The following is a 21,202-nucleotide window of genomic DNA, read 5'->3' on the forward strand; positions in this document are numbered from 1 at the left end:
CACCAAATCCGGAAGGAAAAATGGTTTCGCTTAAAGAAAGTTTAGGCAAAGTAACTATTGTGGATTTTTGGGCATCATGGTGTGGTCCTTGCCGAAAAGAAAACCCAAACGTAGTTGCTATTTATAAAGAACTACATTCAAAAGGATTAAACATTATTGGTGTTTCTTTAGATAAAGAAAAAAGCAAATGGACTGAAGCTATCGCAAAAGATGGCTTAACCTGGACACATGTTTCAAACCTAAAATTTTGGGATGAACCAATTGCTGCACAATATCATGTTGAATCAATTCCAGCAACTTTTATTCTTGATGCATCAGGAAAAGTGGTAGCTCAGGATTTAAGAGGTCCAGAATTGAAAGCAAAAATTATAGAGCTTTTAGCTAAATAATATCGAATATCCAGAATAAAAAAAATCTCCCTAGCGGAGATTTTTTTTATCTAATAGTTTTTAGAAAAAAATATTCTTAAAAAATTACATTAAAAAACATGAAGCCAAGAGAATATTTTAAAGATGGCTTAAAATTTTATGATAAACCAATTTTTAAACTATCCCAAATTGAATACTATTTTCTCAATTTTTATTTAAAATTACCAATAAGAATAATAGCTGACAACTTTTACATATACTGAATCAGCTATATAAACCACAAAATAACAAAAAGAATAATCTTACTTTTTGAAATAAATAAAAAAATATTCAGAAAGATTCCTTTTTTATTTATTTCAATTCCAACGAATTAAAAAATAACTTTAAAATAACTTAAAATTAAGTCATTTTTTTGTTTGGAAATGTAGAAAGAGTTCCTATCTTTGCCACCGCTTAGAACAACAAAGCACAACAAGCTGAGATCGGGGAGATACTCAAGCGGCCAACGAGGGCAGACTGTAAATCTGCTGTGTGAACTTCGCAGGTTCGAATCCTGCTCTCCCCACAAAAGGGTAAAAGAAGTAAAAACAAAAGTTTTTGAATCTTTTCAGAACCCATAAGAAAAGTAGCTAAACCTGCGAATCCTAGGATTTGCAGGTTTTTTTTTATTTAAAGCATTTTTCAATCTTAAAAACATTCAAAGGTTTTGAGAAAAACCCAAAAAAGTAAACCTCTTGTTTTTTTACGCTATGATTCTAAAGATTAAAAGAAATAATAATGTCTAAATTTATGGTTATAAAAAACTTCAAAATAATTTGGGGCTTAAATTGCTCAAGCTGATGTGCTAAAACCGGCTATATAAACAAACCTTCGAAAAGCGTGTCACCGTTATTTTTGTAGTACACTTTTTCAATCCTGGCGCTTTTATACTATGCAAAATATAGATGAAATTTTTTTTTTCATTTCTTAAACAGTTTAACACGAAAAGCCATTCTTCTTTGAGAATTCTCTTTCTTATTTATATGAATATCTCAAGCGGCCATCTCTCCTATGTTTTTCATAGTTAAAATCACTAGGTTTGAGTTATAAATATTAAATAGCAGAGTTCAGTCTAGAGTAATCCGGTCAAGAATTTCTTTAGTAATGGGTTTAACATGAAAAGCAACCACATTCTTATCATTAAGTGATCGGGCAATATCTTCATTGTCAATTGTTGAAGATAGCACATAGGTCTTACAATAATTTTTTAAGGTGGAAGACAGTTTATCGTAAGCTTCCAGAAAATCAAATCCCGACATAACAGGCATATAAATATCGATAAATATTATCTGTGGTAAAACAGCAATATTTTCCTGATTTTCCTGCAAGTATTTAAGAGCCTTTTGTGCGTCAGAATACTCCATTACATTTTTTCCAAAATTATTTTTAATGATCATACGTGACGGGATATAAAGGTCTATAACATTGTCATCAATAATCATTACATTTTCAAATTTCGGTTGTGATCCTTTTATCATGGTTTCAAATTTTTTAGTGTGATAATAAATGTGGTCCCACACCCTTTCTCTGACTTTAATTCTATGGAACCCTGCAATATTTCTATGGTATCTTTTACGATATATAAGCCGATACCGGAGCCATCCTTACTGCCGGAAATTCTAAAAAACATGTCAAATATTTTTTTATGATATTCCGGTGCAATACCGATCCCGTTGTCAGCGATACTGATCTGAAGATTTTCTTTATCTGAAAATCCTGTTATTTTTATATATTTATCTGATCCTTCTTCTTTATGGTATTTTACAGCATTGGAAACAAGGTTTTCTAAGATAGTATTAAAGCGCAACCTGTCTGTATAAAACGGATGCAATTCCTGTATGTCAATTTCATAATTAATTCCTTTTGCTTCGCTCACACTCTGAAGTGAAGCCAGTATATTAGATAGTGTCTCCCAAATCGAAATCTTTTCAACTTCAAGTCCTGTGCGGTTATTTCGCGAGAAGTTTAAAATATTTTTAATAAACTCATCCAAACGGTTAATACTATTACGTATCATTTTAGCATGCTCAAGAGTATCTTTTTCCTCACTTTCATCTTCTATAAAAGAAAGAAGTCCGAGAATTGAGGTAAGGGGTGAACGCAAGTCGTGGGATACACTGTATACAAAACGATCCAGTTCCGAATTCGTTTTGATAAGTTCCTTATTTTGCCTTTCTAAATTTAATTCTGCTTTTTTTCTATCAGTAATGTCATTTGAAAGAATAAAACGTGCCGGAACTCCTTCATATATTATTTCATGTGCAATAATTTCCACTGGAATAATGGTGCCATCTTTCTTCTTATGGTTCCACACTCCTCTATTAAAATTTAATGCATTAATTTCTGAAGAATTAAGCGATTTTATGAAATTATCTTTATCCTCGTCCGGTCTGATATCCAGAACATTCATCGAAAGAAATTCCTCTCGTGTATATCCATATTGCAGCACTGCCATTTTATTGACATCCAAAAAATTTAAAGTAACTAAATCAATAACCCACATTGGCATTGGATTATGATCAAATAGGTAACGGTATTTTTTTTCATTTTCTTTAAGTGTATTCTGAGCTCTTTTAATTTCTGTTACATCAGTAACCATTGCCATACTTCCCTTATAGTCACCAGTTTCACTTATAATTGGATTGACAGCAACATTTGCCCAGATTTCTTTACCTGATTTTGAGATGTATTTAAGATGCCCTTGATTTGAGTGAGCTTCCTTTTTTATATTTATCAAATTAGCAAAAATCTTACATCCCTCCTCATCCATAAAAAAATCAGCCACTCTGCCTATCATTTCTTTTTGGTTATATTCTAATATCTGACACATTTTTTTGTTAACAAAAGTCGTTTTTTTATTTTCATCAATCAGCCATATACCTTCCTGGGCTGTTTCAACTATCTGCCGATATTTCTGTTCACTTTCCATCAGTGCCTTCTGTGCTTTTTTATATTCACTGATATCTCGGACAAAGAGGAGGGTGTTTCCATCTCTAAGTTTTTTTGCAGACAACTCCACATCAATTAAAGTTCCATCTTTTCTTTTAACCCTTCGTTCTTCTCTTATAGTTTTTCCTCTTTTTAACGCATCTATTTTTAAAGGACTTACCTCAAGATCTTCCTTTAAAAAGAAATCTACAATACAAAGCTGCAAAATTTCTGCTTTCGAATAACCTAATTTATCACATGCATAATGATTTGCCTCAATGATTTTCATGGACTCATCCATAAAACATATAGCATCACTTGCCTGTTCTATCAGAGAAGTATAGCGCAGTAAACTATCTTCTATTTTTTTTCGGGATAAAACTTGTTCTGTTACATCATTGGCAAAGAAAAGAATGCCGTCAATAGTACCATCTATACCTCTATGTGCCTGATAAATGAAATTCAAATAAGTATCATACAGTTTTCCATTTCCATGATAATCAAATTTAACTAGCATTTCATTGGCCGAAAAGGTTTCACCAGTTTTATAAACAGTATCTAAAAATTCAAAAATTCCTTGTGCTTCAAGTTCAGGGAGAACTTCTTTTACTGTTTTGCCAATGATATCTTTTTTATCAATTAATTTCAGGTATAAATTATTTGCCAATTCGTAAACATGATTAGGACCTTTTAATATTCCCATGCATGAAGGAGCCTGCAAAAACAAATCATGAAACCGCTGTCTTTCAATTTCAAAGGCTTTTTCTAATTTTTTTTTATCGGTGATATCTTTAGCTATACCATAGCTGATTTTATAGACATCATCCCAGGCCGCCGACCAAAGTAAGTGAATAATATTTCCGTTTTTATGGATATATCGATTTTCAAACATCGTAAGCTGTACGCCGTTTTTAACATCATTCCCCGCCTTTGCACTACTTTCTATATCATCAATAAATATGAAGTCCACATACTTTTTGCCTATCAATTCCTCAGGCTTATATCCTAAAATAATTTCTGAGGCTTTATTCACATTTACAAAGCATCCTTCTGCATCATAGGAACAAATCAAGTCTAATGAGAAATTTAAAATTTTATTATGATCATTTAAGGATTTTTGGAGTGCTTTAGTCGTTCCGGAAAGTTTTATTTCTGCTATTTTACGTTCTGATATATCATGATGTTCAATCAACGCCATAGTTTGTGAGCCTTCAAATTTACTCACTCTCATATTGAACCACTTTTCTTTTACAAGAGAATGGCAGGGGTATTCTAAATAAAATTCATTTACAATACCGTCAAGAACACTTTTAATCCCTTTCAATGCCTTAGAAGCAAAGTCTTCTATATCTTCGCTTTGAATGATGCATGCATCAAAATAGTTTGCTCCTACCCCATATTTTTCTTCAGAATAAGCACCATTATTTTGGGCAAATGTATTCCAGGATTTATTTACTTTAAGAATCGTTCCTTTTGAATTGATAACAGCAATATGAGAAGCTAATGAATCAAGTATTCCTGTACAGAAAGATTCACTTGTTTTCAAATTATCATCAGCATTTTTTTGTTCTAACATATTATGATTACTATTAAATTTCTGTTTTTCCTTACAGGATGCTGAAATTGATTTCTTGAAAAGATTGTTGTTTTAATTAAAAAAAATCTTTTTTAGTCCCTTTAATAACTCCAACTCGCTTTGAATCATCTTTATATCGAAAGAGTCTTGCTCAATTATTAATGTTTTAGTTTGCATAGACAACATTATACATTAGCTTTTTTTGATATTAATCCTTAAGTTTTATGAACTTATTAAAATCCTCCTGCCTTCTTTTTGCAACTGGCAAAATTGTTCCGTTTGAAAGTTCACAGAAATAACCATCCTTTTTTGAGATTTTAACGACATGACGAATATTGATTATATAGGAATGATGTATTCTAAAAAAATAGTTATTGTCCAAAATAGTCGTGTATTCTCCTAAATTTCTGCTCGACATTATTTTACTGCCATTTACAAGAAAAAAATTAGTGTATTTTCCGTCAGCCTGGCATAAGATAATCTCTGCCATTGGAATTAATTCTATTTTATCCAAAGAAGCAATAGCGACATATTCATTTGATTGCTTAATTGAGTTTAAAATATTAATGTTATTAATATTTTGATTTTGGTAAGAGCGCTCCATTTCAGTCCTTTTGATCACTTTATATACAGCTAAAATCATAGCGTTAAAATCAATTGGTTTTAAGATAAAATCAACTGCATTGTGCTTAAATGCTTTTACAGCAATATTTTCATTAGTAGAAATAAAAACCAATTTAGGAATACTGAATTCCAATTGTTCAAGCATTTCAAAAAATGTATTATCCTGAAGTTGGATATCTAAAAACACAACATCAGGTTTGTTGTTTTTTATCATAGATATACCTTCAATTACAGAAAAAGCTTCACCGATTATTTTTATAATCATAAAGTTCTCCTCTTCAAATTTTTTTAAAATAAGCAAAGTGTCTGTATGTTCTGTTATGATTATTGCCTTAATAGATGTCATGTATTGGGTATGTTGAATATATTTTTTCTTTATTTGTTTAATGTTCAAAATAAATTAGTATTCTGATTTTTATCGTTTTAACTTTAAAAAATAAGTAATAAGTAACGTATTTAAATTAAAACAATAATAGCGCGCAGCCTTACACATTTATATCTTTTTTGAATATAAAGTAACAGGCGATGGTATAGCGGAATAAGCGATAGGAAAGTGCTATAATGAGATTAATTCTCAGCAACAGTGTTTTTAAGTAGGGTTAGTGAGTTTTAACTGATCATTTTTCAGTTATGTGTTTTATTGATAACAAGTGCTATGCTTTTCGTTGCAAAAGTACAACTTAATTATTTGATTACCAATAAATTAATATTAACTAAAATTTATAATTACTTTTTAAGAAACAGCAGGAGCTAGCAACAAATGGCTTATTGCTGTTTTTTAAAGTTATTTAAAGAACGACTTCATTTATTGCACACATTTTGATCTACTTATGTCTATTAAATAATTTCATTTACTTGATTTTAAGCATATTAATTTCACTTAATACTCCTAAGTGCCTTTCGTAATTCCATCTACGGTAAACATTTGGATTATAGAAAAACACATTAATTATTGCCACATTGGTTTTAAGTTTAGATAACCTTTTAATTTTTAAAAACGGTTATACTACGTTGAGATCGGTTATTACTTATCCTTTTTAATTGAAAAGCCATTCGTTTTTATTTGTACACGAAATGTATTTATTATCTGAAGTATTAAAACAGTGCAGGCAGATGACAAAACATCAGCTGATAATAATGGAAAGTATTTTCTAATTTTTAAAATGTACCTCAACTAACCTTTATCTAAATCATGAAAAAGCCAGCTTTCTATCTAATTCTACTCATTCCAATAATAGCACTTTCATCTAATCCTCCTCCTCCTGGCTTACCAGATGAACCACCAGCAGTGCCAATTGATACAATGATCTTTTTATTATTCGCAGCCGCCATTCTATTTGGCTGTTATATTATTTTCAAAAAAAATAAATCGATGCTTTAAATTAAACTGGCACTATATATCCAAACTATAATAATAAAACCAGAGGATTATGAAAAAAACATTACTCTTATTATCTATCTTATTTTTTCTAAACAGCGCTGCCCAAATATCGATAGGTACCAATACGTCTGTATATGTAAAAAATCAGGTACTTTATGTAGGCCAGAATATCAATTTAAATTCAAATCTTTATCTAAGAAACAACTCTCAGTTGGTACAAGGAGCAAACGGATTTACTTCAAATACCGGAACGGGAATTGTGTCGGTTTATCAAGAAGGAACTTCAGATAATTTTGATTACAATTATTGGTGTTCGCCAGTGGGAAACAATTCGGCTTCTTCGGGTAACAATAATTTTGGAATTACACAACTATACCAGCCGACAACTTCAACAGCATCCTCTAACGCTTCAATATTGCCTATAGGAAGTTACAACGGATTAGCTAATCCTTTAACAATAGCCTCACATTGGATTTATAAATTAACAAATGCAAATAACTATTCACAGTGGATACAAGTGGGAAGTGCCACTGCAATTGCACCGGGGGAAGGATTTACAATGAAGGGAACCAGTGGCTTTGACAGCACAGATCCAGAGGGCACCGGAATTGTAAATAACCCCGGTCTGGGCGCCCAAAGATATGATTTTAGAGGAAAACCTAACGATGGAAATATTAAGGTGGCTGTTGGTTCTAATGATGCAACTACGCTTACAGGTAATCCCTACCCCTCTGCACTGGATTTAAATGCTTTTCTTTTGGATCCTGAAAATACAGCTTCAACAGGTATTGCCTATTTTTGGCAGCAGGATAAAAATGTTAACTCACATTTTCTATCCGCTTACAGAGGTGGTTATGCAGCATATGCTCCTATTGATATGGCATCCATCGGCATCTATACAGCTGCTCCATTTAGATCATACAATAGTGACGGAACTTTAAATAACAACCCTCCAACCGGAACAAGTCCGGCAATATTAAGAAAATACCTTCCTATTGGTCAGGGCTTTTTGATAAATGGCTCTTCAAATGGTTTTGTAACATTTAAAAATTCCCATCGCTTATTTTACAAAGAAGATAGCAGTTTATCCCAATTTGAAAAACCTGCAAGAAATTTAAGTGCTAAATCCGATAATACAATTGATAATGAAGATGGCCCTCCAGTACCTCCTTCTCCTGTGATTTATTTAAAATTAAACACGATCATAAACAATGAGTTTACAAGACAGCTTGTATTAACTTTTGTGCCTCAGTCTACTGATGGGATAGACAGAGGTATCGATGCCAAAAATATGGATGAGGATCTTCCTAATGATGTTTCTTTCTATATTGATAACGGGAATTATGTCATTCAAGGAGTTAATTTCGATTTATCTAAAAAAATTCCTCTTTCTGTAAAAGCAGCTCAAACTACAACCTTTAAATTTTATATAGCTGAAATTATAGATTTTGATGATACACAGCCCATTTATATCTACGATTCATTTACTATGTCATACCACGATATTAAAAATGCTACATATGAAGCAGAAGTCGCTCCCGGAACATATAATGACCGTTTTAAAATAAGCTTTACTAATCAGACCTTGGGAAAAAAGGATGAAATAAAAACTAATTTCTTTATTTATCAGGATAATAAAAATCAGCTTTTAATAGCGTTGAATCCAAACAATGAAATAATAAAATCATTTGTGCTTTACGACATTCTTGGAAGAGCGGTAATTTCTAAAGAAAATTTAGGAGCTGAGCCAAATTATAATTTTTCAACTTCGGGAATAAGCTCAGGAATTTACATCGCGACATTCCTTACAGAAGATAATGCAAAAATTAATCAAAAAATTATTATCTCCAATTCTGGAAAATAGCAACTGGTCTTTAATTATAAGCTATTAACAAGAAAAAAATTCAAAATCTTCATTAATTAACATTTAGAAAGTATGGTAACTACATCTACTCCGCAAAATAACATAACCATGCTCTTATTGGTTTTCTGTTTCATAACAACGCTGGGGAATGCACAGGTGGGTATTGGGACTGTTACGCCAAATGCAAGTTCAGTTTTAGATATTGTTTCTACTACTCAAGGTATACTCGCTCCTCGTATGAGCACTGCTCAGAGAATTGCTATACCTACACCTGCTGAAGGATTGCTTGTTTATGACACAGATTTAAAATCGTTTTATTATTACAGTGCTACGGCTTGGGTTGCCATTAATTCAGATGGAACTGGAAGATTAAACTTTAAGCGTATACGATCAACTGATAATTTAGCCGTGGTACTGGCAGCAGAGCTTGCTGCCGGTGGTGGTGCAAAATACATCCTGAATACCAATACATTATACGAAATAAATGGTACCATAATTTTCGATTTTCCGATAGACATTAATAATGCCTATATTCAGGGTTTAGATGCAAATGAAGATATTATCTATAAAACATCAGGAATTCTTTTTGACGGAACCACGGGCGGCAATATTAGGAACGTAACTATTATAGCGCCAAATGCAACAGTTTTTAATTTAAATGCTTCGTCATCGACCTCAACATTTTTGCTTAGGGATACCATAATAGCCAATGCTGCAAATATTGGAAATATAGCAGGTTATGGATTAGTTTTTATGAGTATTGTCAATTTTTCAGGAAATACAAATGGTATTACTTATAGTAATATTGGACAGTTATTATTGAGCAATCAAGCCTGGCTGGTAAATAACTCTGGTACGTATGAAAAATTTATGGGAAATTTTACTTTGATTGAAAAACAGGGAGGTTTCCTTAATGTGGGACCTGGAGCATATGGTTTGGATGTTTCTTCTGCCGGACTCTCCATTAGTGGTGATGCTGTTCTGGAGTCAGTAGTTTTTACAGGTGGGACATCTTCTAACTTTATTAAGCCATATGCGCCGGCTTTGACTTATACAGGCTACAATTTTAGTAATGCATGGACTGTGAGAGCTGCCGGAATCCCAAATGAAGCAGATACAAATGCAACTGGAGATTTTTCTATGGATGCAGAAACTGGAGGTGCTATACCATTAAACATGAGTGCTTCTACTCCTAGTACAAGTTTGCGAATATATTCAGCATCAATTCCTACAGTATCGAGCAATTTATTTCGATTTTCGACCGATGCAACTTACAATAGATTAAAATATGTCGGCAAAAAGAAAAGAATCTTTAAGGTATCCGGGGCTGTTAACTTTCAGGTTCCATCAGCAGGAACTTACATTGTTCATTTATATAAAAATGGCGTGGCGGTGCCGCAATTTAAATTTTATGGCAGGGGAACTACTACAAATGATATTGTTACACTTCCAATTACTGCTGCTATTGAATTAAATACTAATGATTACATTGATTTTTATCTGCAACGTTATAGTGGCAGCGACGGGGCAGACGTTCTTGTTTCGAATATGACAATAATTATAAAATAATTAAAAAAACTTCCATGATCATTTATTAATTTGAGTATTGAAAATTGGAAATAGTAATGTAAAAGAGGCTTTGGAAAGCCTCTTTTTTATTCAACCTAAACCTAAACTTATATTCAAGTTTTTTACTAATTATGTCCATATATTTGTGTACCACTAAATATAAACAAATTCATGAAAGTTTTTGAGAACCTGACGACATATAATAAATACCTGAATCTTTCGGAGCCTTTTCATCCGCTGATGGACAGCAGGGTATGTAAACAGGCTATCCCTAATTTTCCTCAATCCAGTAATGAAATTCAGGTAAACCTATTTAAGATTGCCCTAAAAAAGAACTTTACCGGAGATATTAAATACGGAACAAATAAATATAAAACTGATAATGGCTTAATGCTTTTCAGCAGTCCTGGACAAGTTGTATCATGGGACTCACTCACTTTCTGGGACGGATACGCCTTTGTGTTCCATCCTGACTTGCTTAAGAAACATCCCATTGCGCAGAAAATCAGCCAATATAAATATTTCAGCTACGAAATTAGTGACGCTTTATTTATGACTCCTGAAGAAGAGGAAACCATAACATGGCTGTTTACAAAAATACATTATGAGCTTTTAAACAATAAAAATGAAGCCAGTGAGGATATAATTCTCTCTTTACTGCATGTAATTCTGAATTATGCTGAACTTTATTACGAAAGGCAGTTTAAAGAAAGGGGATTAAATTCGGCTTCTGTTTCCTCAAAGGTAAAAACACTTTTACAGCAACATTACAATAATTTATCAGTACCTGTAAAACATGTCCCTACTGTATCTTCTATAGCAAATGAATTGAATTTGTCTCCCAATTATCTTACCGACTTAATACGACTGGAAACTGGCAAAACTACCATCAGCCTCATTCATGAATATGTAACGGAACAGGCAGAGATATTGTTAATACAAACTGACATGAATGTAAGTGAAATAGCCTACCAACTGGGGTTTGACAATGTATCTTATTTCTCTAGACTTTTTAAAAAAAATAAAGCTTTTACACCTGGTGAAATCAGGGAAAAGTATCGTTGATTTCCTGTTTTGTGAAATAAGAAGGTAACAGCTTTGCATACTTTTGAGTATTCAATTTTAAAGCTATTACTATGAATACTGACTTTTCTAATTCCAAAACCCAGTTCAGCACCATCAATTCCCTCAAAGTGGCATTCCGTCAATTTGGAAAGGGAGATCCTATATTATTCTATAATCGTTTCCGTGGAATACTCGACACATGGGATCCCATGTTTTTGGACACTCTTGCAGAAAAACATTCTATTATTTTATTTGACTATCCCGGTATCGGAGAATCCGAAGGAGAGCTTTCTTCTGACATTTCGGAAGTAGCAGCCGTTGGGGTGAAATTAATGGAAAGTTTGGGTATAAATAAATTTCATGTTGCCGGATGGTCCTATGGAGGGCTCGTTGCCCAGACTGCACTTTTCACGAATAAGGACAAAATTGCTAAAGCAGTGCTTATAGGGACAAATCCTCCCGGAATTAATGAAGTCCCTTTTGATAAAACTTTTTTTGAAAGAGCGTTAAAGCCTGTAAATGATCTTGAAGACGAAACTGTAGCCTTCTTTGAACCTGAATCTGAAAAAAGCAAAGCTGCTGCTAAAGCTTCGTTTGATCGAATAGCAATAAAACTGGACCGAAGTAAAATCCCCTCCACTACAGAAAAATTTCAAAAGTATTTTGAGGGTTCTGCCATGATGAAAAAAGATACCTATAATTACCGCGGTCAGTATAAAACGTTGGAAAATCCGGTTTTAGTTATATCGGCAGACCACGATATTAGTTTTGCTGTAGAAAACTGGTTTCCACTTTTAAGAAATGCCCCATCGATGCAGCATATTATCATCAATGGAGCCGGTCACGGGCTTCAGCATCAGGAACCTTTGCTCATTGCTGGTTATATCAATTTATTTCTGGGCTAAATATCTAAACATCTATTAATATAAAAATTTCTAAATCATGATTTTTACAACCAAAAAAATAAGTGAATCCTACTGGAAAGTTACTATTGAAAATCCGCCTATTAATGTTTTTGATGCTGAATTTTCAAAACAGTTAATCGTTTTAATGAATGAGATGGAAGCAGAAGAAAATCTAAAAGTGGTGGTTTTTGAAAGCGCAAATCCAGATTTTTTTGTTGCGCATGTCGAACTTCTGAATATTACTGATTTTCCAAAAGGGACAGGAAAAACGGGACTTTCCATATCATGGCCAGACATTGCAAAACGTCTTGAACAGGCAGCGTTCGTAAGCATTGCATCTATAAGAGGAAGAGCCAGAGGCCTTGGTAGTGAATTTGTACAGGCATTTGATATTCGTTTTGCAAGTAAAGAAAAAGCTTTTTTTGGCCAGCCTGAAATTGGAATAGGTTCATTTCCAGGCGGAGGCGGATTAGAACGTTTGCATCTGCTTACCGGTAAAGCAAGGGCTTTGGAAATCATTTTAAGCGGAAACGATTATGACGCTGATACTGCCGCACTATATGGATGGGTTAACCGCTCAGTGCCGGATGCTGAACTAGATAATTTTATCACAAATTTTGCTGAAAGAATCGCTTCTTTTGACAAATTTGCCATTGCTTCCATTAAATCGATAATGAATGAGAGAGCGGTCTTGCCAAAAAATGATCATATTATGGAAACACAAACCCGTTTCTTTCAATCTCTAGAATCCAAAGAAAGCAGACAGCGTATAAAAAGACTTTTGGAAAATGGTCTACAGACATACGGAGATGTTGAATTAAATCTGGGAAAACATCTTTAAAAATCTTCATTAAACTATTAAATAAAGTTGAATTACAATTTGTATAAGAACGTCATTCCTTTACACAAAATGTTTATTCATCTCTAACCATTAGAAATCAAATAAATAAACCAAATTTTATGTACAAAAATCATAAATTTAGATAACTAAAAATACACCAATCATGAAGGCATATGTATTAAATAAATACGGAAAAAATGAAAAGCTGAAACTAACTGAAGAATCTCTGCCAATTGTAAAAGAAAATGACATTTTAGTTGAAATACATGCAGCCGGACTTAATCAGCTGGATTCTAAATTAAAAAGTGGTGCTTTTAAATTAATTTTACCATATAAAACACCTCTTATTCTGGGGCATGACCTATCGGGAATCGTAATAAAAACAGGAGAAAAAGTAAAGCGATTCAAAGTTGGTGATGAAATATTTGCACGGGTTTCGGATATGAGAATTGGCACTCTTGCAGAATATATTGCAGTCAATGAAGATGATGCTGCTTTAAAACCTCATACTATTTCTATGGAAGAGGCAGCTTCTATTCCACTCGTTGCCTTAACAGCCTGGCAGGCATTTGTAGAAAGGGTAAATGTAACGAAGGGACAAAAAGTTTTCATACAGGCGGGGTCTGGCGGGGTCGGTACAATAGCCATTCAGCTTGCAAAACATTTTGGAGCATTTGTCGCTACAACGGCCAGCGAAAAAAATTTTGATATGCTGAAAAACCTTGGAGCAGATATTGTGATAGATTATAAAAAGGATAACTTTGAAACTATTCTTAAAGATTATGATGTGGTACTTAACAGCCAGGATGTAAAAACACTTGAAAAATCATTGTCAATTTTAAAGCCAGGAAGCACTGTAATTTCAATTTCCGGACCTCCAACATCAGAGTTTGCAAGGTCAATTGGGGCTCCTGCACTGGTTCGTTTTATCCTTTGGCTAACCAGCCTGAAAATCTGCAATAAAGCTGAAAGATTAAATATAAATTATTCGTTTTTATTCATGAAGGCCAGCGGGAAACAGTTGGAACAAATTGGTGATTTACTTGAATCTAAAATAATCAAACCGGTTGTAGATAAAATATTTCCTTTTGAGCAGACCAATGATGCTTTGGAATATATGGAAAGTGGACATGCAAAAGGTAAAGTAGTTATAAAAATAAAATAATTAGAAAATTCATCCAGATGAGCTCCAACATTTTTGTAAAACGATAATAAGTTTCATGATGAAATTGTGGAGTATGGTATTTGGAAGGGATACTTCAGCTATCTCCAATTTGCCATACAAAGTTAAAGTCTATATAAAAAATAATGGAGTAATCAAATGTGATTACTCCATTAAACAATACTGTTATATAATTGATTATTTCAAATATTTAATATTTACGCTATCAATAGTTCCATTAAACTTAAACGGGGCTTTATCATAATATGCTTGCGACACCGGTGACCCTAAATCGGTACCAATATCAAAACATTCATTAGCAGAAAAACCGGAATTAATAATTGTTGGCACAATTCCTTTAATTTCTTCTTTGCCGTTTACAAGAATTGTAACTTCTGCAGCACTTAATTTAACGCTGTCTTTATTTGGGATTCTTTTAAAAATTACTTCAATTGTTGATTTTCCCTTTATCAGTTTAGATTTAGCTTTTAATTTAGTTCTCTGTATTTCAAATAAATTATATTCATAATTTAAAATACCGTTCTCTGCATATAAAGTTAAACCACCAGCATAACCCGCCACTGCAAACAATACTCCATTTGCATTTTCAGGACAATCTACTTTAATTGTTGCCTGATTAGAATTATATCCTATTCTTGGAGAATCAAACTCAGGTAATCTGGTCATATTTCCTGTATAATTAAACACTGTTGCAGGATTCGATTTTATTGCTTCAGGATGCAGTAAAACATAAAGTCCGCCTCCAATTGGCATATTTTTATTAGCTACTGATTCTTCCATAAATAAGGTTTGCAGTTCTTTTAATTTTTCTGGATTTTTCTTTGCTAAATCATTAGCCTGACTAAAATCTTCATTGATATTATATAATTCCCAAATATCTTTTTCCGGTGTCCATTTATCAATACCTGGAGTTAGAGTCATCCATGGAACACGAGGGCCAAAAGTACAGGCAAACCAGCCATCATGATAAATACCCCTACTTGCCATGACATCAAAAAACTGAGTATGCTTTTGGTCTTTTGCTTTAACATCATTAAAGCTATAGACCATGCTTACGCCGTCAATTGGATCTTGATCGTAACCATTTACTTTTTTAGGCGCCTTAATATTCAGCACTTCATAAATAGTAGGTACAATATCATTTACATGATGAAATTGTGAATGGGGCGTTTTATCACTTTTAATTTTATTAGGCCAGGACACAACCATTGGCTGACGTGTACCTCCAAAATAACTTGCTAATAATTTTGTTCCCTTAAAAGGTGTTGATCCGGCCCATGCCCAACCTGCATGATACATATTATCAGTCTTTGGACTTCCCAAAGCACTCAAACCTCCAAGTTCATTATTAAGCACTCTTAAATGATCTTCAATTTTGGTTGGAATTTGATTTTGAGCCAATAACTCACTAATTGTTCCATTTTGTCCTTCTGAGCTAGAACCATTATCTCCCCAGATATAGAAAATAAGAGTATTATCAGCAATACCCATTTTTTCCAATTCATCAATTATTCTTCCTGCATTATAATCTGTATGCTCTGCAAATCCAGCGTACACTTCCATCAATCTTCTTTGAAAAGGTTTTTCATTTTCTGGAATATCAGCCCATGCGGCCAAATTAGACGGACGTTCTGTTAGCTTGGTATTTTCGGGAATCCAGCCTAGTTCTTTTTCTCTTTTAAATACACGCTTTCTATATTCATCCCATCCATCATCAAATTTGCCTTTATATTTATCTGCCCATTTACCATTCACCTGATGTGGTCCATGAACTGCTCCTGGTGCCCAGTACATAAAAAATGGTTTTTTAGGGTCAATCGCTTTTTGATCATGTATCCATTGAATGGCATTATCTGCTAAATCATCGGTAAGATGATAACCTTCCTCTGGAGTCTTTGGAGCAGCTACATAAGTTGTATTCTTAATTAATGTTGGCTCATATTGCGATGTTTCACCTGCCAAGAATCCGTAAAAATATTCAAAACCATATCCAGTGGGCCAAAAATCAAATGGTCCAACCTTCGAAGTTTCTAAAGGAGGTGAATTATGCCACTTACCAAAGGCAGATGTGCTATAACCATAATTTTTTAAAACTTCAGCAACTGTTGCAGATGTCTTAGGAATTAATCCGCTAAATCCATCCCAATCATTAGCCCATTCTGTAATCTGTCCTGACCCTACTCTAGTATGATTTCTGCCTGTAAGCAAAGATGCTCGAGTTGGCGAACACATAGCTGTAGAATGAAATCTGTTATAAACAATTCCTTGATTGGCCAATTTGGTAAGACTTGGAGTATTTATCTCTCCTCCGAAAGTGCTTGCCAAACCAGGGCCTGCATCATCAATTAAGATAATTATAATATTGGGTGCATCGGCTGGAAGGTGCGCCTTTTCAACCCTTCGTTTATGTACCGATTCTGCCATACTTGGACCAGCAATGCTAGCTGAAGGTGTTGTTGGAAATGGAAGTACTTCCTGTGCATTAGTATTATTAAAAAACATTAGAATCAACAATAATACTATACTTCTTAAATTTGCATCTTTTTTCATAGTGTAGCTCTTAATTATAATTTTACTTATTGTTTTTCTTATACTTTTATATTATTGTTTTTTGCATTAAAAGCAAAGGGTGTTTTTCAAAATAAGTTTCAGATATCGAAAACCTAAATCAATTCCAATTTCTAAACATTCCTAGTCATTAAAACTAAGATTTACATAAATAGCAACATTGCCAGTACTCTTTATTTTGCCGAATTTAAATGCCAAATTCTTCATGTTTTGTATCACTTAGATCAATTAGAATTTTATTTTTACCTTCATAACAACTTGATTTTGATCTTATTAATTTGTCTACTTAAATTTTAAAAAACAGTATAAATTTAATATTAAAATTTACTATCTAAAACATTAACATGCTGCGAGTTATAACATGAAACATTCAATTTTAATATAGTCTAAAATTTTTATAAAAGTAGAATAAACGATAAGGAGAATATATTTTTAGCTCTATATTCTTGCCAATATTTATCATTATTGGCAAATTCATATCAAAATTTCAATTAAAAAAAATTACTATATTTGAAAGGATGCTCCTCAGCAGCTTACAACATCAAAAATAATCCACAATATGATTTCGATTTTTTCAGCTTGTGTAGCGGTAGTAATTATTATCTGTGTACTAGTTTCAATTTTATTGATTGGATATTCTAAAAAAACAAAAAAATACAACATACTTCTCTCTTTATTTTTTCTTCTGTTATCTTATCCTTGTTTTATACTGTTTTTAATCAATACAGGATTTATAAAATATATGCCCCATGTATACAGGACAGGTATTATTGCACATTTATTATACATGCCAGCCTCATACCTTTATATTCGATCAGTAGTTTCAAACAAAGGATTAACTAAAATTGATTTCATACATCTTATTCCCGCCTTAATTTACATTGTTGATTATTTTCCTTTTTTTTGGTTGCCAGGATCAGAAAAAATAGCCTTTATGCAATCTAAACAATTGAGCAAAATGGTTTTGTACTTTTATGAGAGTCGATTTTTTATACCCGGCTTTTATATAGTTTTCAAGTATGTATTGGCATTTACTTATTGGATATTTCAATCCATTCTTTTAATTAGGCTTTATAAAGTCAAAAACTCTGATTTTAAAAAAGAAAATGGAGTATGGTTGAAATGGCTTACAATTTTCCTGCTTTCACAAATATTTCTCTTTCTTCCATCAATTCATATTTTAAAGCCTGGAGGGGGCGATGATGAACTAACAGTTTTTCTATTTATTGGCGGTTTTACAGGATTAACTGCTGTTTTTCTATTCTTATTTCCTCAAATATTATATGGTATAAAAGGGATGGTACTTTTAGATAAAAGTGCTTTAACTCCTGGAATATCAGATAATGTATCGTCTTTCGTAATAGAAGACGATCAGCAACGGCAGTCAAATTATCGCTATTTGTCTCAAGCCAAAATGGAAGAAATTGCAATCAAAATCCGAACACATATTATTACTCATAAATCATTTTTAAATAAGCAATACACATTACAGCAATTAGCTTTAGAACTCTCCATTCCTGCACAATACATTTCGGCTGTAATAAACAAATGCGAGAAAATCAATTTTAATGATTTTATCAATACTTACAGGGTAAAATATTGTTTGGAATTATTGAATAATAATGATCATGACAATCAAACACTCGAAGCAATTTCGGCACAAAGTGGTTTTAACAATCGAAATACATTTACGATGGCATTTAAAAAAATAGTGGGTCAAACACCTTCTGCTTACATTAAAACAATCGCTAAATTTGAATAAAATTGACTATATAATAGTGATTAACAAACTTATTTGAAGGTAAGAAATTAGTAAGTTTTATTTAATTCTTTCGGATAATTTCAGAATAAAATGTAGCTGCTTTTTTTAAATAAGGCCTGAGAGCATTTTTTTCAAATGAACAGAAACTATGCTCTTAAATTGAGACTGAATCATTCTTTTATCTCCTTCAATACTATTTCGATATCCCAAAAATGAGGGACAATTACTTTGAATGGATAATCTAATAATTCTAATTTCTAAATTTTTTGGATCTAATCTGACAGCCTCTTCAATATTTTTTTTACCCTTATTAAAAGTATTGAACTTTGAGATAGGATTGATGGTATGCTTTGCCCATATTGTTTGAAATGCGCCCAAATAAGCTAATTTGATACTATTGTCACTACTAGATTTTAAATTTTCAATCATTTTTTTGCAAAGTTTTTTATCTGAAATAGCTACCTGATAGTTAGCTCTAATAATTTCCAAATCTATACTTGGCTCATTACAAACAAAGGAAAAAGCGGTAGAAATTACTAAAAACAATTGCATAAACTTCATATTATCACCATTCTGTTTTGTACACAGTTGCTCATTACAAGAGAATTTTACGAACCTTCAGCATACAATTATTAATAAATTTAGATTGCAAAAAAATCAATATGATATATAAAGCGATTAAGAAACTAATTCTAACTTAATCGCTTTATTAAAACTTTAATTTTCAATTGCCTGCTTGAAATACTGTTTATTGCAATTAAAATTTAGGCAACAAAACTTTATCCAGCACATGAATTATTCCATTTGAACATTGCACATCTGTCGCAATTATATTGCTTATTCTACCGCTGGCATCTGTAATTTTTGGGCCTCCAGTTAATCCAATTGTAAAGTTTTGTCCTGCAAAAGTACTTACAACCTGTCCATTTGTTAGAGATGATGATTGAACATTTGCTCCAGCAACTACATGATATTTTAAAGTTGTTTCAAGAACATTAGCTGGAATAGCAGCAAGTCCTGAAAATCCAGTTTCAGTTAAAAAACTCGAAAAAGCTGCATTTGTAGGAGCAAAAACAGTAAAAGGTGAGCTGGCTGTTCCTGATAATATTCCTGCAAAACCCGATGCAGGATTGTAAGTCAACGCAGCTACCAAAGTTGTAAAATTCTTATTGGCAATAGCATGATTCACAATAGTAGGAAGCCCAATAACGCCGTCAACTACATGAATAACTCCATTCGAAGCTTCAATGTCAGCAGTTGTTACTGTACCACCTCCATTTGTTTTCCCTCCATTGATATCAACAGTTGATCCCTTTTCGATATACATGCTAATAGTGTTTGAAGTTGACGCACCTCCTTTTGCTAACGTTTTAACATAACCCGTTGCAATCTCGGTCGATTTGACTTTTACACTTAAAACATGATTAAGTAATATTTCCTTTAAAGCAGCTACAGGAACTGCATCAAGATTGGCATAACCTTTAGCAGACAAAAAAGCACTAAAAGCAGTATTAGTTGGCGCAAAAACGGTATAGGAACCGGAAGAGTTCAAGGTGGCGGTTAAACCTGCTTTTTCCAAAGCAGCAACCAACGAGCTAAGATTAGGATTTGCTTTAGCAATAGAGACGATTGTTTGAGGTTGTTGTGATGAGTCATCATCATCATTATTACATGAAATACTCACTAAAGCAATTAAGGCAAAAAAAGCAATTAATTTAAATTTGATTGTTTTCATAATATTTAGTTTTTTTTTACACCTCTAAGATAATAAATTTTGTTTAACAAAAAATTAAAAAGATTAAACAAACTAATTATTTTAACATTTCTGCAATTCCATACCTAACTAATTATCATAAACTTATAAGGAAACAGAACAAACTAATCCATTATAGCAAAGAATAAAAAATTGAATACAATCACTATATCAAAATGGACTGGATTCCAAAAAATACTGGGTTTTAATTTTTCATAGTAATCAAAATAAGGGATTTATTAATTATGAAAACACCTATAATATCCAAGTCATTAATTTATTTCAGATTTCAACCAATTCGAAACAATGGAATATCTGAATTCAAAACATATCATTAAATATATCGCATCAAAAAGTCAAAATGATAAACATAACACATACAATTAATCCAATATGCAAGGATTCGATAAAAATAACCTAGTTTCTTTTTCCGTTATTTTTTTTTATATTTTTAGTATCTACTAAACCCCATTCAAGTTTTGAAAAGAAAAAACAATTTAATAGCGACAAAATCTCTTACTTTGAGAGGTCTTCAACCAATCTTTAATTGTTGAAGATAAAACTATACCTAAAACTCATCTCTTCGAGTTTTTGACTACAGTATTCAATTCTATTATTTATTTCTCAACACAAAACCATGAACCTAAACAACTTATCATTATGTATAGTTGATTGTAAATCTTTTTATATAAAAGGCTTACAACAAATTTTCATTTGTTAAAACATCGTTTATAACTTTCTAATTTTCAAAAGTATATACTAACCTATCATGTATG

At 32.5% G+C, this 21,202-nt stretch carries 14 protein-coding genes, 1 tRNA gene and 1 pseudogene; 9 read left to right on the plus strand and 7 right to left on the minus strand.

The features are described from left to right. Positions 1 to 2: 2 nt before the first annotated feature. Both ACWA1B_RS21345 and ACWA1B_RS21350 read left to right on the plus strand, forming a co-directional pair. Positions 3 to 389: pseudogene (locus tag ACWA1B_RS21345) on the plus strand (peroxiredoxin family protein); the annotation flags it as partial. 463 nt (positions 390 to 852) lie between these two features. After that, positions 853 to 933 (plus strand) — tRNA-Tyr (locus tag ACWA1B_RS21350). Positions 934 to 1,474: 541 nt separating this feature from the next. Here ACWA1B_RS21350 and ACWA1B_RS21355 read toward each other — a convergent pair. From ACWA1B_RS21355 to ACWA1B_RS21370, 4 genes are all read right to left on the minus strand, one after another. Continuing rightward, complete coding sequence (locus ACWA1B_RS21355) at positions 1,475 to 1,885, minus strand: response regulator (protein ID WP_456910487.1); 411 nt, start codon at positions 1,883 to 1,885, stop codon at positions 1,475 to 1,477. Further along, positions 1,882 to 4,911, minus strand: a complete 3,030-nt coding sequence (locus tag ACWA1B_RS21360; protein WP_456910489.1) for a PAS domain S-box protein — start codon at positions 4,909 to 4,911, stop codon at positions 1,882 to 1,884. Before ACWA1B_RS21360 ends, ACWA1B_RS21355 begins: the two co-directional genes overlap by 4 nt. Positions 4,912 to 5,119: 208 nt before the next feature. After that, positions 5,120 to 5,881, minus strand: a complete 762-nt coding sequence (locus ACWA1B_RS21365) for a LytR/AlgR family response regulator transcription factor (RefSeq protein ID WP_456910491.1) — start codon at positions 5,879 to 5,881, stop codon at positions 5,120 to 5,122. A gap of 863 nt (positions 5,882 to 6,744) precedes the next feature. After that, positions 6,745 to 6,867 (minus strand): hypothetical protein, encoded by a 123-nt coding sequence (locus ACWA1B_RS21370; RefSeq protein ID WP_456910493.1) that lies wholly within the window; start codon positions 6,865 to 6,867, stop codon positions 6,745 to 6,747. Positions 6,868 to 6,965: 98 nt separating this feature from the next. On the opposite strand from ACWA1B_RS21370, the gene ACWA1B_RS21375 reads away from it, so the two are divergent. The 6 genes from ACWA1B_RS21375 to ACWA1B_RS21400 all read left to right on the plus strand — a co-directional run bounded on the left by ACWA1B_RS21375 (position 6,966) and on the right by ACWA1B_RS21400 (position 14,325). Then, positions 6,966 to 8,780: a T9SS type A sorting domain-containing protein gene (locus ACWA1B_RS21375; RefSeq protein ID WP_456910495.1), complete on the plus strand. Its 1,815-nt coding sequence runs from the start codon at positions 6,966 to 6,968 to the stop codon at positions 8,778 to 8,780. A 72-nt stretch (positions 8,781 to 8,852) separates the two neighbouring features. Next, a complete protein-coding gene (locus ACWA1B_RS21380; RefSeq protein WP_456910497.1) occupies positions 8,853 to 10,349 on the plus strand; it encodes a hypothetical protein in 1,497 nt (498 codons plus the stop codon). Between the two features lie 171 nt (positions 10,350 to 10,520). Beyond that, positions 10,521 to 11,414 carry a helix-turn-helix domain-containing protein gene (locus tag ACWA1B_RS21385; RefSeq protein ID WP_456910499.1) on the plus strand — a complete coding sequence of 298 codons (894 nt, stop codon included), beginning with the start codon at positions 10,521 to 10,523 and terminating at the stop codon, positions 11,412 to 11,414. A 128-nt stretch (positions 11,415 to 11,542) separates the two neighbouring features. After that, positions 11,543 to 12,319, plus strand: a complete 777-nt coding sequence (locus ACWA1B_RS21390) for an alpha/beta fold hydrolase (protein WP_456910501.1) — start codon at positions 11,543 to 11,545, stop codon at positions 12,317 to 12,319. Between the two features lie 37 nt (positions 12,320 to 12,356). Beyond that, positions 12,357 to 13,160, plus strand: coding sequence for an enoyl-CoA hydratase/isomerase family protein (locus ACWA1B_RS21395; protein ID WP_456910503.1), 804 nt, complete (start codon positions 12,357 to 12,359; stop codon positions 13,158 to 13,160). A 163-nt stretch (positions 13,161 to 13,323) separates the two neighbouring features. Further along, positions 13,324 to 14,325: an NADP-dependent oxidoreductase gene (locus tag ACWA1B_RS21400; RefSeq protein ID WP_456910505.1), complete on the plus strand. Its 1,002-nt coding sequence runs from the start codon at positions 13,324 to 13,326 to the stop codon at positions 14,323 to 14,325. A gap of 195 nt (positions 14,326 to 14,520) precedes the next feature. On the opposite strand, the gene ACWA1B_RS21405 is transcribed toward ACWA1B_RS21400, so the two are convergent. Next, positions 14,521 to 16,893, minus strand: a complete 2,373-nt coding sequence (locus ACWA1B_RS21405) for an arylsulfatase (RefSeq protein ID WP_456910507.1) — start codon at positions 16,891 to 16,893, stop codon at positions 14,521 to 14,523. A gap of 577 nt (positions 16,894 to 17,470) precedes the next feature. On the opposite strand from ACWA1B_RS21405, the gene ACWA1B_RS21410 reads away from it, so the two are divergent. Next, complete coding sequence (locus ACWA1B_RS21410) at positions 17,471 to 18,673, plus strand: helix-turn-helix domain-containing protein (RefSeq protein WP_456910509.1); 1,203 nt, start codon at positions 17,471 to 17,473, stop codon at positions 18,671 to 18,673. 105 nt (positions 18,674 to 18,778) lie between these two features. On the opposite strand, the gene ACWA1B_RS21415 is transcribed toward ACWA1B_RS21410, so the two are convergent. Together ACWA1B_RS21415 and ACWA1B_RS21420 are read right to left on the minus strand one after the other, a co-directional pair. Then, complete coding sequence (locus ACWA1B_RS21415; protein ID WP_456910511.1) at positions 18,779 to 19,234, minus strand: hypothetical protein; 456 nt, start codon at positions 19,232 to 19,234, stop codon at positions 18,779 to 18,781. A gap of 196 nt (positions 19,235 to 19,430) precedes the next feature. After that, on the minus strand, positions 19,431 to 20,408 hold the full coding sequence (locus tag ACWA1B_RS21420; RefSeq protein WP_456910513.1) for a fasciclin domain-containing protein: 978 nt from the start codon (positions 20,406 to 20,408) through the stop codon (positions 19,431 to 19,433). Positions 20,409 to 21,202 lie beyond the last annotated feature (794 nt).

The sequence above is a fragment of the Flavobacterium xizangense genome (genome assembly GCF_054075145.1).

What these genes read in the sequence shown, in the direction of transcription:
- ACWA1B_RS21415 (WP_456910511.1), bottom strand. Translation starts at nt 19,234, where the DNA reads ATGAAGTTTATGCAATTGTTTTTAGTAATTTCTACCGCTTTTTCCTTT.
- ACWA1B_RS21360 (WP_456910489.1), bottom strand. Translation starts at nt 4,911, where the DNA reads ATGTTAGAACAAAAAAATGCTGATGATAATTTGAAAACAAGTGAATCT.
- ACWA1B_RS21400 (WP_456910505.1), top strand. Translation starts at nt 13,324, where the DNA reads ATGAAGGCATATGTATTAAATAAATACGGAAAAAATGAAAAGCTGAAA.
- ACWA1B_RS21410 (WP_456910509.1), top strand. Translation starts at nt 17,471, where the DNA reads ATGATTTCGATTTTTTCAGCTTGTGTAGCGGTAGTAATTATTATCTGT.
- ACWA1B_RS21370 (WP_456910493.1), bottom strand. Translation starts at nt 6,867, where the DNA reads ATGGCGGCTGCGAATAATAAAAAGATCATTGTATCAATTGGCACTGCT.
- ACWA1B_RS21395 (WP_456910503.1), top strand. Translation starts at nt 12,357, where the DNA reads ATGATTTTTACAACCAAAAAAATAAGTGAATCCTACTGGAAAGTTACT.
- ACWA1B_RS21365 (WP_456910491.1), bottom strand. Translation starts at nt 5,881, where the DNA reads ATGACATCTATTAAGGCAATAATCATAACAGAACATACAGACACTTTG.
- ACWA1B_RS21385 (WP_456910499.1), top strand. Translation starts at nt 10,521, where the DNA reads ATGAAAGTTTTTGAGAACCTGACGACATATAATAAATACCTGAATCTT.
- ACWA1B_RS21420 (WP_456910513.1), bottom strand. Translation starts at nt 20,408, where the DNA reads ATGAAAACAATCAAATTTAAATTAATTGCTTTTTTTGCCTTAATTGCT.
- ACWA1B_RS21375 (WP_456910495.1), top strand. Translation starts at nt 6,966, where the DNA reads ATGAAAAAAACATTACTCTTATTATCTATCTTATTTTTTCTAAACAGC.
- ACWA1B_RS21380 (WP_456910497.1), top strand. Translation starts at nt 8,853, where the DNA reads ATGGTAACTACATCTACTCCGCAAAATAACATAACCATGCTCTTATTG.
- ACWA1B_RS21405 (WP_456910507.1), bottom strand. Translation starts at nt 16,893, where the DNA reads ATGAAAAAAGATGCAAATTTAAGAAGTATAGTATTATTGTTGATTCTA.
- ACWA1B_RS21355 (WP_456910487.1), bottom strand. Translation starts at nt 1,885, where the DNA reads ATGATAAAAGGATCACAACCGAAATTTGAAAATGTAATGATTATTGAT.